Here is a 17,855-nt window from a genome sequence, read left to right as displayed (position 1 = left end):
GACAAGGTGATTATAAGTTGCTTTACGACATGAAAAATGGAAAGCTTGAACTTTACAACCTGCAGCAAGATATCGGTGAGCTCAACAACCTTGCCAAAAAAATGACGGGTAAAACCAGCGAACTCAGCAAATTACTCTCGGATCAGCTCCGGACCTGGAAAGCTCAGTTGCCTACTTATAAGGCTACAGGGCAGCAAATTCCTTTTCCCGATAAAATAGATTAAAACATCTACATGTAAAAATCTTCTTTTTATACATCTGAAATTTAGAAAAGAAGGAAGCGTTGTCCGTTTCCTTCTTTGTTTTATATCGCCTTCCAACGTGCCGATCAGGAAATACTAGCAATAAATAAAACCATTTAAAACTTATTTACCTGAATACAAAGATAAAGTAAGTTTTCTGACCATATTTTAGAAATTTTTAAAATAACAAATTATGAATAAACCAATTACCAAGTTAAATTACAATAGTTGATTATATTATTTATCGGAATTTATAACAAGATCAAAAGTGGATTCGATAGAAAAATATTTTATGTATTACATAAGTTTCAATACCTTCGCAATATATAAGTGACTATTTGAAATCTACCTTTGCCGGGGGAACTCGGGTTTTTCAATAAATTACCTTATTTCTAAAGGTAACCAAACGACATGTATAAATCCTGTATCAACTATAAAACGGTTTTAAAGACAAAATCCTATTTTATCAAATTATGGAACTGGAACTTAAAAAATACAATGAATGTAGCGCCGACAGCTCTTCAAGTCTATCAATCCCAAAAGCTGACATAAACTTTGTACAACATAAAATGCAGCTCGTTCAGAAGCACGCTTGATTTCTATTGATTTTGCCGAAATAGCCAGCAAATAAGCTTTTTTTACCTTCGCTCACCCTATATCTTTTAAATAAAACAGGTACTCCCACTTTACGTTCATATCCGGCAAAAGCTCTTGAATATTCTTAGTGGGACATGTTTTGACAGAGATCCCAGCACAAGCTACGTCGTGCCCTGCTGATTTAATCTTCTATGGTACCGAGTATATGTCTTGCCTTCAATAAAGAATGTAAACAGACTGAAAAATAAAAGTAAAAATTGAACTCGCATAGTTTACTTCACTGTTAATTTGACACTTGCTATCTTCAATCCCTTTCCTTCTACTTCTGCTATAATTTCGCCCGCAGACTCTCTACTCTCAACAAGAAAAACCAATTGACCGTTAAAGCACTTCATGACGGGTTTCTGAAATGATTCCAAACTTGTTGGATCTCCATTCGCTACAGCCTTAAATGCACCCTGCCCTTTTACCTTAAATTTTAATTCCCGGTCTTCGCTTGTCACTATATTCCCCTGTTTATCAACGAGCGTAGCTGTGATAAAAGCAATGTCTTTTCCATTTGCTTTCAATTGTTTCCGGTCCACTTCTAAACGTATAGTATATAGCTTACCTGCAGTCTTTACACTATCTCTTGCAGCTATATTCCCTAAAGAATCATAGGCAACTACTGAAACCGTGCCCGGTTCGTATTTAGTATCCATCCACATCAAACGGTAGCGCTTCTGGCGCATAAAATCATTTTGTGCTTTTTTTTCCTTAGAATTTTCCAAAGTAACATCAAAATCTTTCCTTTTTACTCCTTGACTTTTTCCATTGATAAAAATTTCCGCTGCAGGATAATCCGTATAAACAAAAATTGGCGTTTTCTGTCCTTCGCGTCCCTTCCAGTTCCAATGAGGAAGAATATGAAGTGTATGCGATTCCTGGTTCCAATGGCTACGATAAAGATAATATCGATCCTTAGGAATACCGGCAAGATCTACAATACCGAACAAAGAACTATGACTTGGCCAATCTGTATAGTAGGGAGTCGGTTCGCCCAAATAATCGAACCCTGTCCAGACAAATTCACCTATTGCGTAAGGTAAATCATCATGCTGGATAAAGTTATCTTCAGGCAAATCCGACCATGAACAATGCTCTACATCATAACTCGAAGCCTGATGGTCGTCATATTTTGCCATTGATTTTCTTTCAACGGGAAATTTATAAACACCTCTAGAACTCAAAGTAGACGCTGTTTCAGTACCAAGAATTAACTGCTGTTGTAACTTTTTATAGGCTTCGGGGTATTTAAATGGGCGATAGTTAAAGCCTGCAACATCCATCGTTGAGGCAAAGCTACTATTTATAACCGCATCAGGGTTGTCCATCCCCTGGGTAACAGGTCGAGATGGATCCTCACGATGGCAAATATCTTGCAGATACCGCGCGACCTTCGATCCATCAGGACTTCCTTGTTCAGGTACTTCATTTCCAATACACCACATCACAACACTTGGATTATTGCGGTAATGCCGTATCAGATTGACGAGATCTTTTTCGGCCCAATCGTTAAAATATTGATTGTACCCATTCTTCATTTTGGGAATTTTCCATTCATCAAAACTTTCCGCCATTAGCATAATTCCCATTTCGTCACAGGCTTGCACCAGTTCCGGCGCCGGCATATTATGAGAAGTGCGAATGGCATTAACGCCCATATCTTTCATTATTCGCAACTGCCGCCTAATAGCGGCCTCATTAACAGCTGCTCCCAACGGCCCCAAATCATGATGCAAACACACTCCTTTAAATGCAGTCAGCTTTCCATTCAAATAAAACCCTTTATTTGGTACCAGAGCAATGCTTCTGATTCCAAATACTGTTTGATATTTATCGATTAATTTGCCGTTCTGATAGAGCTTGCTGACAGCCTTATATAAATTGGGGGATTTCAATTCCCATAATTGTGGTTTCTCAACGAACAATTCCTGTTGCATCTGCTGGATCTGGTAGTTGCCAATTCGATCATTCTTCTTCGCCACGATTTTTCCATCGCTGTCTATAAGAATAGTTTCTAAGGAAAGAGAATCTTCCGACAGATCTATACCGACTAAATCAGTCTGAACCTGAATTCGAGCGAAATCTTTTGTGATCTCAGGTGTCGTAATATAGGTACCCCAATGCGCAATACTTGTTTTTTCAGTGATCTCCAATCGAACATTTCGATATAGTCCTGCGCCAGGGTACCAGCGGGATGACTCAGACTTATTTTCCAACCTTACCGCGACCAAATTTTGACCCGGACTTACATACTCGGAAACATCAAAATAAAAACTATTATAGCCATAAGGCCAATTGCCTACCTTTTTCCCATTCACAAAAACGACAGCATTGCTCATAGCGCCATCAAACTGTAAAACCGTGCGCTTATTTTGAACGTTTTGTGGTAATTCAAATTCTTTACGATACCAGCCAACGCCAACAAACGGAAGTCCACCAGTCCGGCCGGCATGTTCCAATGCTTCCTTTTGCCCATCTTGGGCAATAGCCATATGCTGCTTATCATTGTTGGCACTAAACGGGCCATAAATTGCCCAATCATGCGGAACTCGAACAGTCTGCCATTCGCTTGTAATCAATCCGATATCAGCGAAGTTTGGCTGATCATTTTTTATAAATTTCCATCCATCCTCGAGCAAGGTTACTATTCTTTCCTGTGCAAATAAAGTATTTGACCCAATAAATATTAATACACAAAGTATAAATTTCACACCTCGAGTTAAAAACATGGATAAATAAGATTTAGATTCTTTTTGCATCTATAGCATTTTAAGGTTGAGTTTGTTCTTAAAAACAAATGAAGATCCGAAAATACAACTTATGTATAACATAATAAAATTATTCAGATCTTTTGTGATTGGAATTAAAACTGAAATCATGATGTGCTATTCAAATACTCCTCTTTCATTGAAATAGAGTCCCAACTGTTCTATCTGCGGATTTAGACGAGATTGTAAAATGTTGATTCTTATCTTCTGGGCACTAACTGTCGGAAAGGTCAATAAACGTTTGTTACCGATCGTAGTTCCTTTCAACACTTCTTGCCAGACTCCATCTTGCCAGACCTCCAAATTAAATCGCTCGACACGCTGCCCTAAAGCGATGGTTTCCTGTAAGGAAAGAACGTTGAACGCGGTTGCTTTAGGTAGGGTATATTCAAAAGTTGCTATGCTGATTTTTTCATCTTTCGTCGTCCAGAATGGCATTTTTTTCCATTTTTTTAAAACGAGGCCTGCAGCCTGGAGTTTGGCTTTGCTTAAAAGATTTTTCGAAAACAATGCTGTGCGCCAGTCATTCCACTTTTTTAAATTTGCAGCATCTACCGAATGAATCAAGCCTGCAGCTGTTGGTGGAATATTAAGCAACAAGACACCATTTTTCCCCACCGAATTAAAATAAATATCCATCAACTTACCCGGGCTTTTGACTTTGTTATCCTCTTCCTCGTGATAGAACCATCCCGGGCGTATAGAAACATCAGTTTCCGCTGGGTACCATACCAGCCCTTTTGCTTCTTTGATCCTTTCTCGGCTCCCAAGATCTTTATGACGCATATCTCCGGCCGGTTTGATATTCATCTGTTGTTGCGATCCTGCAGCTATATGATTTTGTGCTAGGTTACTAGCCGGTACAACTGACCATTCTGTGTCCCGTCCATACCCTGTTTCTGTACCGACCCATCTTACATCGGGTCCCATAACTGCGATAACGGCCTCAGGTTGTTTTTCACGTATAACCTGATAATAACGATTCCAATCGTATTCCTGCTTTTTACCGTTAGGTCCCTCTCCATTAGCACCATCAAACCAAACTTCTTCAATCTGACCATATCGGGTCAGTAATTCGCTCAATTGGGCAACAAAAAAATCATTATAAGCTTCTGACCCATAAGAAGCTTCATGTCGATCCCAAGGGGAAAGATATACGCCCAACTTCATACCATATTTTTTACAGGCCGCAGCAAGTTCGCCAAAGACATCTCCTTTTCCCTTTTTGTAAGGAGAATTTTTAACCGAATAGTCTGTTGTGTTCGTTTGCCAGAGGCAGAAGCCATCGTGATGCTTCGCGGTAAGAATCAAAAGTTTGATTCCACCTTCCTTTGCAGTCCTAACCCATTGTTCTGCATCTAATTGTGTCGGGTTAAATAATTTTGGATCGTCTTTCCCTTCACCCCATTCCTTATTTGTGAAGGTATTGATCCCAAAATGGAGAAATCCGGTCACTTCCAGCTTTTGCCAATCAAGCTGTCTTTGGGTCGGTATCACGTTGGCGGCCTTGGTTACAATAGCAGATTCTGATTCTCCGGGCTGTAAGGCTATCATATTTTGAGCCGCAGCATCAAATACCGCTGCCAATAATAGTAAAGTAATGATATTAATTTTCTTCATTTGATATTTATCTGACAAAAATAAGATAGCCGGAATAATCTCCGAACTATCTTATCTTCAAAGTTTTCGTAAAGGTTCCGACCAATTATTGATTGGCTCCCTGATTGGCAACTAAAGGCCAATTCGGATTTTGATAAATAATTGAACCAGCTGGGCTACCATCTGTTGAAGTTATGCTCAAATGACTTATGGCTATAGGAGACAAATAGTGGGCACTGGTCCAGCTATAGCCTTTTAGAACAAGATTGTTAGCCGAAAGATTAATCCGATAGGGTCTTAAATATTGACTTTCCTGTGGTGAGGACACATTTGCGGTTTTTCCTGCTGTGCCGGGTACGATTAAAGTCGATACACCTTTATCTTTGTACCAGTCTTGCATAGGCCCCCACAGTCTCATCCCTTCAATAATGTATGGATTGCTTGCCAATTGATCCAACGCCCGCCAACGCCTAAGATCATTAAATCTAAATCCCTCAGCAACTAGTTCTAAACGGCGCTCCCTTCTAATATTATAAAGAAGTTTGTCGGATAGTAACTGCCCAGCAGAATATGCTGCAAAATCACCTTGAGCTTCCTTTTGCATGTCTGTCGCATTTACGGTTGCCATAAAATCTGTATTTACACCTGCTCTTTCTCTGATTTTTGTCCAGTAACTATTCGCTTTTGCATCGATCATTCCCTTTGCAAGATAACTTGCTTCAATATAGTTTAAATAAGCCTCAACAGCACGAAATATAATTGAGCCTGTGGTACCAGTCTGTCCCTCAGCTTGGGCAAAAAGATAACTCATTCCTTTTTTCACGGCATAACCTGTCACGTACCTTGTTTCGGCTAGTCCGATAATATCTGGTCTCGGCTCTGTCTGTACAGCACCTGTCGAAGAAATCTGGTTGGTATAACTCAATTCACCAGGTGCTTTCATAAAGAGCTGTAAGCGATTATCCCGATTTTTTTTGACGAGGCTGATGGAATCGTCGCCTGCATAACCGGAGTTCGAAACATAAATAGGCAGTCCGTTTTTCATCGTAAAATTTTCCACAAGGCCTCTTGAATATCCAGAATTTCCGCCATTACGGTTCATGTAGTGATTTACAGCATGCGTAATTCCTAAAGGCATTGAATAACTCCGCCATAAAAGTACTTCGCTGTAACCATTTAGATTCTCGTCGCCAAACATTTTGAAATAGGGGTTCGAAGATGAATTATAACCATCATCCTTTGTATTTCCGACAAGTTCGACTGCATCGGCTACCTGAGCAGCTGCAGTCATCGACTGTTCTAAGAAATAATTGATCTCATTATCGATATTGATCGAAAAATTTGGGTGCGATTTTGCGCCCGGCCAGCCAGTTCCGCCAGGGACGAAAGCAGTTCCTTTGTGGTATTTTAGCCAAGAGCCTTCAAATAACCCTACACGAGATTTAAAAAGTAAAGCGGCCTTTTTTGAAATACGGTTTTTTCCGTCAGGGGCTACATCGTTCAACAACGTAATTGCCGAATCCAAATCAGAAAGAATAAATCTAACCACCATATTTCTAGGTTGTCGAATGGAAGTAGCCGTCAGCTCCTCCATATTATCTTTGAGTGTATTTTTAACAATCGGAAAATCACCCAGCGCCTGTACTTTATTAAAATATTCATACGCTCTCAAAAAATACGCTTCACCCACATAATGAGTTATATTTGCTGAATTTCCTGTTAACTTACCGCTCTTCCATTTTGGAAGTACCTGTTCGAGAAAATAGTTCAACTGTCTAATCTGAGCAAAATCCCATTCGCCGCCCGAACTCGGCACACGCCATTCTCCCGGAACCCAACGAGTCGAATAACTTGAAGTCACCTGGTTATCGGTACCGTTATCGTTGGCAAATGTGCCAAGCCCCCAGCCAGAATGTGATGGAAAGGCATAACGTCCAACCGTATATGCGGCTAAATCAGCTTCGGTATTTAAATATTCCTGCGGCGTTACATTGGATAAGGGTTCCCTGTCCAGATACTTGTTACAGGAATGCAAAGTGAACAGCACGGTCATCGATAACAACCAAGAAATTGTAGAAAAATAATATGTCGTTTTCATATATATCTAATTAAAAATTCAAGTTAAGGCCAAAAGAATAAGTCGTCGAAAATGGATATGTTTTTCCATCGTTCCATCCTCCTAGTCCAACGGTTTCCGGATCAAAAACCTTAGCCATTTTGGTAAAAGTCAACAAATTCTCACCTGATGCATAAATACGAATTTTGGTAAATCCTATCTTGGCCAATAGCTGTGGAGAAAACGTATATCCAAATTGAGCATTCTTTAAACGTAAATAAGCGGCGCTCTGCAAATATTTAGTTTGTGTTTGCTGATTTTTTGAGGTGTTAAAATATGGTCTTGGTAAATAGGAATCTTTATTAACACCTAAAACACCGTTCTGTACCATCGTGGAATTCTCATCGCGGTAGAAGTTCATATTCTCAACAAATCCAGCAGACTGCCACATCCCGCCATTCGCCCCCCAAAAATATGGGCCATTGGGCATATAATCGCGTTTTCCAACACCTTGCAAGAAAATCCCTAAATCGAATCCACTATAATTGAAATTTAAATCAAAACTATAACGATAGCGTGGGGCCGAATTTCCTATAATTGCCAGATCCCCTGGGTTCGCCAACGTATTGGCTCCATTATTAACCTGACCGTCCCCGTTGAGATCAGCATACATAATATCCCCAGCTTGCCAGTTTGTCCCGAAAGACTGTTTGGCATTAGCGAGGTGTGCAGCCATTTCTTCTGCGCTCTGTGCTATTCCTAAAGTTTGATATCCCCAGATCTCCCCATTCTTGCGGCCATCGTACCAGGTACTCAACGTACCTGTAGGATTAGGATATTTGGTGACTGTCTGACGGTCGTCGGAAAGGACAGCTCGCGCGCTATAATTCAATTTACCGATATGATCTTTCCAATTTAACTCAATTTCAAAGCCTCTGGAGTTCATCTCGGCATTGTTTAATCGCGGCACAGCTGTACCCAAAATAGCGGGAAGTTCTGGTGCTGGTCCTATCATATCGAATGTATTCCGACGATAGACTTCAAGAGATAAACCTAAACGATTGGAAAGTGCCCGCAGATCCAACCCCACATTCCAGCTTGATACACGCTCCCAGGTCAAAGTTGAGGCAATAAGCCCAGGTGCACTGGCTGTATTTGTTTTTTGTCCATTCAAAAGCCAGGTACCATTAGCTATACTTACTGGCATTGTTGCATAAAAAGGATACCAATTGTCCGTATATTGGTTTCCCAACTCGCCATAGGAACCACGTAACTTAAACATGGAAACATGCTCCTTAATAGGCCAAAATGACTCATTTGCTACATTCCATCCAGCGGAAACTGAGGGGAAGAGATTCCAGCGCAAATCTCTTGGAAAACGTGAAGAGCCGTCGTATCGTCCGTTAGCCTCAAAAAGATACCTATCTTTGTAGCTATAGTTTAATCGTCCAAAAAAACCAGCGGTAGCCCAATGTTGATAGCCCCCAGAAGCCCTTGGATTGGTGGTGGCAGTATTCAATGTCGGTATATTATCTGTGATCAGATCGCTCATGCTTCCATTGAGATCTCTATACTTATTGAGCTCTGAATTGAAACCAGCCAAAATTTTGAAATGATGATCATCGTTGAGGTCAAAGGAATAATCTGAAAAGAAATTTGTACTGAAATATTCGTCTTTGCGATTGTATTCAGACACATTGGTATACCCCGCAGCATTGTATCCTACTGCAAGGAGAAACGGGTTTCCTTTTGCATCATTTGAATAAGCTTTCAAAATTTCGGCATGGTCATTTTGAGTCGTAATGCGGTAATTGACATTTCCTGTTATATTCCAGTTTTTGATTGGCTGATAATGTAATTGTAGCTGCTGATAAAGAAAATCTTTCTGAAATTTTGAACGTCCTCCTTGCTGCAGCTGCAATATTTCACTTGGTTCGGAATAATTTCCATTTGGGTCGTACAAAGGTATCGTAGGCCATCTTCTCGCTATATTATGATAATATAAATCATTCATATGGCTTGCTTTTTCGTAGTCTTCACGTACAAAACGCGTATTGTACATGAGGTCCACCTTATCGCTAATCTTTGCATTGATTTTCGTAGCTATCGAATATCGTTGAAAATTATCATTAGCAAATCTGTTCAAACCATTTTGATCCATGTAATTTGCAGAACTATAAAAATTTAGCTTTTCAGTACCGCCATTCAAACTGAGCGTATGTTCATGGGAAGTTGTAAAGTCCCTATAAAACTCTTTAAACCAGTTTGTATTCCCATTAGATCCCGTATAGTATTGAAATCTGTCACTAGCATTTGGGGTAGTTGTCGTTTCTATTTCTCCTTTCTGATAAGCGTCAATCCGTTCCAATACCTCCTGCGAAAATTTTGCACCCTCACCATCGTTTGCTGCGACTTCATTAAAATAGTAAGCAAATGTTTTGGAATCTAACATCGTTGGTAGCCCTCTTGGCTTGCCCAGTCTTATATTATTGTTATAATTTGCTGTTATCTTCCCCGATTTTCCAGATTTTGTTGTAATGAGGATAACTCCAAAAGGTGCCCTGGAGCCGTAAATAGCAGAAGCTGCTGCATCTTTAAGCACGGTGATATTTTCAATATCCTGAGGATTCAGCGCATTCATATTACCTTCCATCCCATCAATTAAAACCAAAACTGATGAACTCGACCCTACGCCTATCGTCCCCGCACCACGGATATTGACGCTTAGATTTTGATTTAGCTCGCCGCCCAATCCAGTTGTCTGTAAATTCAACCCAGGAATCATGCCCTGCAGCGCCTGTCCAACATTCTGCACAGGTCTTGACTCTAACTCTTTACCATCAAGGGAAGAAACCGCACCAGTCAAATTTGCCTTCTTTTGAGTTCCGTACCCCACTACGACAACTTCTTCCAAGGCTCTATCCTGACTGGCCATTGTCAACAGCATTGGGTTGCGACTAGCGTTTTCACTTAAAGAAGCATACCCCACATAGGAAAAATCCAAAATAGATTTTTCATTTGCTACTTTTAAAGTAAATGTTCCGTCTTCTGCTGTCAATACAGTATTTGAGGTACCTCTTTCTGTCACAGTCACACCCGCAATTGGTTTTCCCGATGCATTCAAAACTGTACCTTTAATCTCTATCTTTTCTAATTTTTGATTTGGGATATTTTTGAAACTATTCCTTTCCTGTGGTTTAACAATAATAGTTTTACCTTCAATCACAAAATCTAGATCCTGCTCCGTGAGCGCTTTTTTCAACACTAACCTCAAATCCAATTTGGAACCAGAATAAGAGATTAATTTTTTGTTTTGCAAAATATCCGAATCATAAATAATCTGATATCCCGTTTGTTTACGTATCTCTTTTAGGACCTCTGATAAGGTTGCATTTTTTAGATTGAGGTTTAATTCTTGTGCCTTGGCTAAGGGAAGGCTTTGGAGAGCTATTAAACCAAGGATAGTACCTATTCTTGACGATCGCTTTAGAAAAGTTAAAGCAGATTGGTCCCGAACAAACCAAAATTTGTTTTTTCTCAGGTGAAATTTTTTATTCATATTTTTAGGCTTTATTGTAAAAGGGGCATTATTCCCATTCTTACAATAAAGAGTCTCCCAAACGCGATTACCCTAAAAAATTTTTTTAAAAAATTAATTCATGACCTTTTAACGTGATGTTCAAATTGCCTGATTTTTTTATGAGATCCAAAATCTCAGAAAACGAGCGATCTCTTTTAAGAAAAAGTGTAAAATTTCGATTAGGAACTTTATTGGGATCAAAATGAATTGGATAGATATTAGAAAGATCTGAGAGAATATAGCGCAAGCTTTTATTTTCATAATACAAATTACCATCTTTCCACGACGTATAATCTTCGGTTATAGCAATTGTTTTATCAATAGATCCTTGATCATCCAGCATGGCCATCTCTCCAGGAACAAGCAACTCGTTTTTTCCTGATTTAATACTTTTTAAAGCTATACTTCCTTCTGTTAATACAGTCTGCTCGGCTCCTTCACGAGACAAAACATTAAACTTTGTACCTAAAACAGCTATCCGCTGTTTATCTGTCAGAACAATAAACTCCTGTTTAATATCAGCCTGCTGTCTCTTAGCAACCTCAAAAAAGGCTTCTCCTTTTAAAGTTAAAATCCGATTTTTTAAAAAATCGCCTTTGTAACTCAGCTCAGAATTAGAATTAAGAAATACTATAGTTCCATCTTTTAACAAAACCTTATACAATCCACCAACCCCAACGCGCAGAACAACATCATCAAATTCGGAGGTTGATGATTCTGTCTGTTCAATAATCAACATATCTTTCTTTTTACTGACTTTGAAAGGTTTGTTTTTATTATTCTCCCATTCAGCAAGGGACATGGGCCTTGATCCTGAAATTGTGATGTCTCCAGCTGTAATATCCGCATAAATGTGCTCAGATTTTTGGGGGGAGATATTAATGGAGCGAGGATAAAAAATGTATAAGCTAGTAGAACAAATAGATAAAACAAAAAATAGGATAGCCCCACGCAACAAACGCTTTTTACGTTTCTGTCTACTAATCGTTGTTAGAATACGATCAAAAGTCTGTTTTTTTATATCTTCTCTATCGTTTAGGGGCATATGCTTATAATACGGATGAATTTGAAAGATTTTAATTTGTTAATATGACAAAATAACGAAAAGGTGAATATAATTATAAGGCTTTTCGTAATTTATTCAAGACTTTTGATATATGATATTCTACAGATTTGATACTAAGGTTCATTTTTTTGGCGATTTGTTTGTAGGATAAATCATCTTCGCGACTCATGATAAATATTGCTCTTGTTTTGGTAGGAAGTCTCGCTAATAATCCATCAAGCTGATCAGAGAGTTCTTTATATGAAAGCTCATCATGCTCAACAGCTATGTCTAACAACAGGTGTTCCTCTAATTCATTTAACCTACGTAATTTCCCCAGCAGTTTAAAACATCTGTTTTTTGTACAAATGAATAAATAATCTTTTAACGATGATTGGATGTTTAATCTTTTATGACGTGCCCACAATTCGGTAAAGACATCATGTAAAACATCTTGTGCTAGCGATTCTTCCTTCATTAATCGTAAAGCAAAGTTATAGAGGGCATCCCAGTAAAAGTTATAAACTAAGGAAAATGCTTGCATATCTCCGTCTTTTATACAGCGCAAAATTTTGTACTCTACTTGACTTTCCACTTGATTCGATTCCATATCGGTTATTAAAATGTTCTTCAATGGTTAGCAGATGTTTAAGATTAATTGGTTAGATTAAGAAAATGCCAACAATATTATGTATTACATAAATACAATATTAATATTTTTTTATAAATGTATAAAATGATATATAAAATTTTTAAATAAAAAATTAGTCTAAATTTTGTTGAGGACTCCCAATTATAAATCTCTTTTTATTAAATTAAAACTATATTATGTTTACTTGGTTGAAGAATATTCGGAATGAAAACTTTAACAAAACAGAGGATTATGAGCAAAGCGGGTAAAATTTTATCCTTTGTAATTTATTGTATTTACGTAATGGTTGTCACGACGTTTATACTTCGGAGCGGATATTTTCAGGCCGATGGATTAGTTCTCATTTTTAAATTTACCTAATCAAAGAATTTCAACGTTTGAAGGATGAAGAAAATGACCGTTTGAAGTTAAACTTATCATCAATGCGTTAGATACGCAAATCTATTTCTTATCCTATGCAAAGTCGATCGAAGAACAAATCTGTTAGATTTGTAATACTGCAAATGATCAAAATCAAGATAGAATAGATAAATGTTTCTAATATGAAATCAATATTTGAGAAAAACATAAGAGAAGCGGTCGTCGAAAGAATTAATTTATTAAACGAGGACAGCGATGCGCTTTGGGGAAAAATGACAGTAACGCAAATGGTCAAGCATTGTATATTATGTGAACAACATTACCAGGGATCCATAAAGGTTAAGCGTTCATTTTTAGGGCGAATGGTTGGTCAAGATGCGATAAAGGGGATATTGAAAGATGAAACAACAAGTTTTGGCAAAAACGCGCCCACATCCGCTGTATTTATCGTAGATGAAGACATCCATGATTTAGAAATGGAGAAACGAAATTGGAAATTATTAATCGAGAAATATAAAACATTTGAAAAAGATACATTTCTACATTGGTTCTTTGGTAGAATGTCCAGAGTCCAATTAGGTCAGTTCATATATAAACATTGCAACCACCATTTAAAGCAGTTTGGAGCGTAACCAAAAAAAAACAAATATGCCGCATATTATACAATAGAATCTCAAGGAAAGAAAAGTTTTTAGATTCGTTGATCCAACGGGCATTGATTCTGCTCGGTGTGAGTTCTTCTATATATTTTCTAGCTTTCTGTCTTCAGTGCTCCAAATACGCAAATATTTATAATTAATAATTCCTTCATCCTAAACACGCTTAACGATAATTTGATGAATAAATATAACTAATGTTCTTCAGCAAACTATATCGGACCACCAACGAGATGCAACCACTTACCTCATCGCAGTATGATTTTATAAAAAGAAGAATAAATTATCCCAGTTTTAGGTTGCAGAACAAGCACCGAATAACCCATCAATAGGCTTATTATGATAACAGCACTAAAAACGCAAGGTCATGGACAAAATGCATTGCCGCAGGTTGCCTGGTGTAATACCCCCCCTTCCACCATAATAATAACGCGTATTAAATAAATTTTCGGCAGTCAATCTACCTTGAAACTGTCTAAAAGCATAACCTATATTGCCATTGCAAAGTGTATAAGCATTGGTATAAAAACTCCCAGCGCTTTTACTGTTGATAATCAGATCCTCACCAGCGTAATTCCCTCCAAATCCAGCATTCCACCTGCTGTCACTATTTACCGGCAGTTCATAGCTAGCATACCAGGTGAAAGACCATTTTGGACCAGCGTTTACAGGCCTTAATCCCTGAACGGCTGCATCTGCAACCGTTAACTTACTGGTGTTGTAAGCTCCACCCGCATGTATAAAAAAATTGGGTAATGGTTCGGACTGTATGTCGAACTCTACACCACGGCTATACTGTTTTCCTCCCTGAATATATTTTGTGGCATCTTCTGGGTCTGTAATGACCGAATTGCGCACCCTGATATCATAGTAGCTCAATGTAAGGTCAAATGCATTGTTAGGAACCGCTATTTTGACGCCAGTCTCGAGCTGGCTTCCGTATTGGGGTTTAAAATTATATACAATTCCATTTGCACTCGTCGGAGCGAGATTTTGGAATCCGCTCATATAATTTCCAAAAACTGTCATAATTTTTGGAATAAGCTGATAAGTCAGACCTATTTTAGGCGTAATGGACGACTGTTTATAATCCGCAGTTGTGATGGCAGTCAATACATCTTTTGTACCCAAATTGATTAATCTATCGTACCTGGCACTGAGCATCAGCGTCAACGCATCGGTAGGTTTGATAACGTCTGAAACATAAGCCGAATAGCTATTTTGAGGCGCGACCGAATTATTGGGCTGCTTGGAAACTACGAGATTACGGATCAGATCTGCATGAAATAAATTAGCTGCAGCAGAAGGACCAGCAATAGCTACTGTATCCACGTAACCAGCATTTTTATAGTTTGCTCCATAACTATAGCGTTGGTAGTCAAGACCGATCAATAATTTATTTGCCCAGCCCCCTATCTTAAAATTACCGATAAAGTTTTGTTGGACCTGATAGTTACTGATATCCTCGGATTCATAGTGTAATACCTTCCTTGCTACGGCAGCATTATTGTTGGCGAGAAGGTTTGTTTGATAATCGCCATTTGACGTACTGTTTGTGCTGGCCAGATTTGTTTCAGACTGCCAGTCAGGCGAAATGGCATAACTTATTTTTCCATAAAAATTCAATGAAGACGTTCGCCATAGCAAGCTGTTATTAGTATAAGAGCTGTAGTAGTCCAAATTGAGATCGTTAGAATGCTGTACGTTTGTAGCAATACCGCCGATAAGCGGATTACTCGGTGTAAACAAGGGATTATTTGTGGTATTTCTGTGCAAGAATTCCGCCTCCATTCTAATCTTAAGGTCAGGACTCAACTGATAGCTAAAACTTGGTGCCAGGAAAAGGCCTTTATTCAATCCCTGATCCTGGAAACTCTTTCTAGAGATATATGTCCCAAACATTCTGAAAAGGGATTTATGTGCTGAATCCAGTGGTGTATTTATTTCAATATTGGCGCGATGGAGGGCATTGTTGCCCTTAGCGAGCGAAAAATTTGTAAATATACTATCAACGGGAATATAGGTAAGCACATTGATCAATCCACCGAAAGCCATATTTGTACCGCCAAACAATGTACCGCTAGGTCCTTTTATGACATCCAGCTGCTGTACATTACTATTTTCATCGCTGTAGTGTAGATAAGCATTGAGGCCATTTCTAAAATTACTTCTGGTCCGAAATCCACGAATTGTAAAATAAGGTGCAACACCTGCCCAGCTAGGGGTTACGCCGGCTGCATTTGCCAACATAGCCGTCTGGGTATAATAGTTTCTATTTTTGGTTAGGCTGGTACCTACGCTTGTTGTAACCTGCGGATTCTCGTAATCAGGAATGTTTATGCGTGCAGACTGATAGCTAGATCTATCTTTCCTAAACTGGGATCTAATAAAAACGGAGTCAAGCTGTTTTGGCAATAGCGTATCTAAATATTGCGTCTGTGCATCGCCGCTGAAAAATGTAAATAGAAGTGTAAAAATTAAAAAATACTTTAAATATAGCGCTTTCAAGAGTGTAATAAATTAAATTCGACCAATAGCCAATGTGAAATTAGAATTAAACCATATCCAGCAAAAGCGGCAAAAACCGGGGCAGGATGTCGACTAAAGTTCAATTCTAACTAATAAGTGAAGATTATAGGGTAGAGGATCTGTTGAGTCCAACTTGAATAAAGCCAAACAAATCATACAGACTTATGCTGCCAAAGCCGTGGGCGGCCGAAGTATTTTATTAAAAAAATCAAACTTACGAAATAAAGTATCATGCGCTTTATGCCGTTCATTTATACGTATTGATACAATTGCTTTACTGATATTTATTGGGAAATAATGGCGGCAAAGCATAACTGGAATTTTTGAGAAATATTCGTGAACGTCTTTTTCACGCTCTGCCTCTTTTTTTAACATACGCATCAAAAAACATTTCCCCTCGCAGCGTAACGAAATATTTTTCTTATTTACACAATAGGTGCTGACAATTTCACTACGGTTTGCATAAAAACTTATCAAAATAAAAATCCGGCTGAAGCTCATCAACATGAAGCATAGCAAAAGAATAGCTATTGTACCCGATTTAAATCTTTTTACATCCATTTGTATAATTGCTGCAAATATAAATGTTTTCCGTACATTTTTTATCTAATATCATAGCTCATTTTTCAGATTAACAGCTATATAATTGATAAATTTGACAAACGCCGCTTAAATCAAATACAAACCCGCTTTATAGTTTTCTTATCAATTTTTTCATTTACTAATCGCTATTTTATCAGGATCAGCAAATTTTATTCTTCAATGCAATCCAAGCTCTCCATTTCATCGTAAATGATCATATAAAGCTTTTAAATAACAGATAAAAAATAAAGATCATGAAAATTAAATCAATCTTATGGGCGGCTGCCACTGCAGCAACATTATTGGGAAGCACTTATATGGGTAAGGCTCAAACAAAGGAAAAAACTGTTATGGTAGGTGGTGCACCGATGTATCCTTCCAAAAACATTATTGAGAATGCAGTCAATTCCAAGGATCATACTACCTTGGTTGCTGCAGTAAAAGCTGCTGGACTTGTAGAAACCTTACAGGGAGCTGGTCCTTTTACTGTTTTGGCTCCTACCAATAACGCTTTTGCTAAAGTACCCAAAGAGGCCCTAAATAACTTAATGCTTCCAGAAAATAAGGCTCAATTAGCCTCAATATTGACCTACCACGTGATTCCTGGAAAATGGAGTGCCGCGCAGATCACCAAAGCAATCAAAGATGGTAAAGGAACTTACGTAGCCAAATCAGTGCAAGGTGGCAACCTTACTTTTTGGATGAAAGGGAACGATGTATATGTAAAAGACGCAAAAGGCAACAGCGCAAAGGTAACGGTCGCTGACGTCAACCAATCCAATGGGGTAATCCATGTGATTGATGCTGTATTGATGCCCTAAATATTGTTACCATAGAATCAACTATCTATTGTCAGCATAGATTCAATGATTTTTTCTTGTCACATGAGAGTGGTGTCAATAATGATAAAACGAGCAATATTAACATTGCTCGTTTTATTCTTTCCTCCCATCCGAACGGTTTTGAATAAGGAATTCGTTCATTAAATTTAGTATACTTCGTTTTTCTCAAACCAAAATAGCGCTCCTAATGTTGATTGGAATACCAATATATGTTTTGAAGACTGTTTTTAGGTGTTTTCGAAAAGTGGAATTCTGTTTGTGCCGATTTGAGAAATTTCTTCAGATTGCTGCCCTTAATGTCA

At 38.3% G+C, this 17,855-nt stretch carries 10 protein-coding genes and 1 pseudogene; 3 read left to right on the top strand and 8 right to left on the bottom strand.

Annotated features, from left to right (window positions below; all coding sequences use genetic code 11):
- Positions 1–224, top strand: a pseudogene (locus BGP15_RS25040) (sulfatase); the annotation flags it as partial.
- An 887-nt stretch (positions 225–1,111) separates the two neighbouring features.
- On the opposite strand, the gene BGP15_RS25035 reads toward BGP15_RS25040, so the two are convergent.
- The 6 genes from BGP15_RS25035 to BGP15_RS25010 all read right to left on the bottom strand — a co-directional run bounded on the left by BGP15_RS25035 (position 1,112) and on the right by BGP15_RS25010 (position 12,542).
- On the bottom strand, positions 1,112–3,643 hold the full coding sequence (locus tag BGP15_RS25035; RefSeq protein WP_286770995.1) for a glycoside hydrolase family 2 TIM barrel-domain containing protein: 2,532 nt from the start codon (positions 3,641–3,643) through the stop codon (positions 1,112–1,114).
- Positions 3,644–3,769: 126 nt separating this feature from the next.
- The gene (locus tag BGP15_RS25030; RefSeq protein ID WP_286770994.1) at positions 3,770–5,272 is read right to left on the bottom strand and encodes an alpha-L-fucosidase; all 1,503 of its coding nucleotides are present in this window, start codon (positions 5,270–5,272) and stop codon (positions 3,770–3,772) included.
- A gap of 85 nt (positions 5,273–5,357) precedes the next feature.
- Positions 5,358–7,349 (bottom strand): RagB/SusD family nutrient uptake outer membrane protein, encoded by a 1,992-nt coding sequence (locus BGP15_RS25025; protein ID WP_083295986.1) that lies wholly within the window; start codon positions 7,347–7,349, stop codon positions 5,358–5,360.
- 10 nt (positions 7,350–7,359) lie between these two features.
- Positions 7,360–10,866: a TonB-dependent receptor gene (locus BGP15_RS25020; RefSeq protein WP_070566785.1), complete on the bottom strand. Its 3,507-nt coding sequence runs from the start codon at positions 10,864–10,866 to the stop codon at positions 7,360–7,362.
- 85 nt (positions 10,867–10,951) lie between these two features.
- Positions 10,952–11,932 carry a FecR family protein gene (locus BGP15_RS25015; RefSeq protein WP_286770993.1) on the bottom strand — a complete coding sequence of 327 codons (981 nt, stop codon included), beginning with the start codon at positions 11,930–11,932 and terminating at the stop codon, positions 10,952–10,954.
- Positions 11,933–12,005: 73 nt separating this feature from the next.
- Positions 12,006–12,542: an RNA polymerase sigma-70 factor gene (locus BGP15_RS25010; protein WP_286770992.1), complete on the bottom strand. Its 537-nt coding sequence runs from the start codon at positions 12,540–12,542 to the stop codon at positions 12,006–12,008.
- A gap of 584 nt (positions 12,543–13,126) precedes the next feature.
- On the opposite strand from BGP15_RS25010, the gene BGP15_RS25005 reads away from it, so the two are divergent.
- The gene (locus tag BGP15_RS25005; RefSeq protein WP_286770991.1) at positions 13,127–13,576 is read left to right on the top strand and encodes a DUF1569 domain-containing protein; all 450 of its coding nucleotides are present in this window, start codon (positions 13,127–13,129) and stop codon (positions 13,574–13,576) included.
- Between the two features lie 375 nt (positions 13,577–13,951).
- Here the strand turns inward: BGP15_RS25005 and BGP15_RS25000 are convergent, their stop codons facing one another.
- Together BGP15_RS25000 and BGP15_RS24995 are read right to left on the bottom strand one after the other, a co-directional pair.
- Positions 13,952–16,108 carry a TonB-dependent siderophore receptor gene (locus tag BGP15_RS25000; protein WP_286770990.1) on the bottom strand — a complete coding sequence of 719 codons (2,157 nt, stop codon included), beginning with the start codon at positions 16,106–16,108 and terminating at the stop codon, positions 13,952–13,954.
- Positions 16,109–16,291: 183 nt separating this feature from the next.
- Positions 16,292–16,690 (bottom strand): hypothetical protein, encoded by a 399-nt coding sequence (locus tag BGP15_RS24995; RefSeq protein WP_120336466.1) that lies wholly within the window; start codon positions 16,688–16,690, stop codon positions 16,292–16,294.
- Positions 16,691–16,965: 275 nt separating this feature from the next.
- On the opposite strand from BGP15_RS24995, the gene BGP15_RS24990 reads away from it, so the two are divergent.
- Entirely contained in the window at positions 16,966–17,532 is a 567-nt protein-coding gene (locus BGP15_RS24990) for a fasciclin domain-containing protein (RefSeq protein WP_438871354.1), read from the top strand.
- Positions 17,533–17,855 lie beyond the last annotated feature (323 nt).

This window comes from Sphingobacterium sp. 40-24 (assembly GCF_001899705.1).
In the GTDB taxonomy this organism is placed as follows: domain Bacteria; phylum Bacteroidota; class Bacteroidia; order Sphingobacteriales; family Sphingobacteriaceae; genus Sphingobacterium; species Sphingobacterium multivorum.
This window is presented reverse-complemented; position numbering and strand designations above follow the sequence as displayed.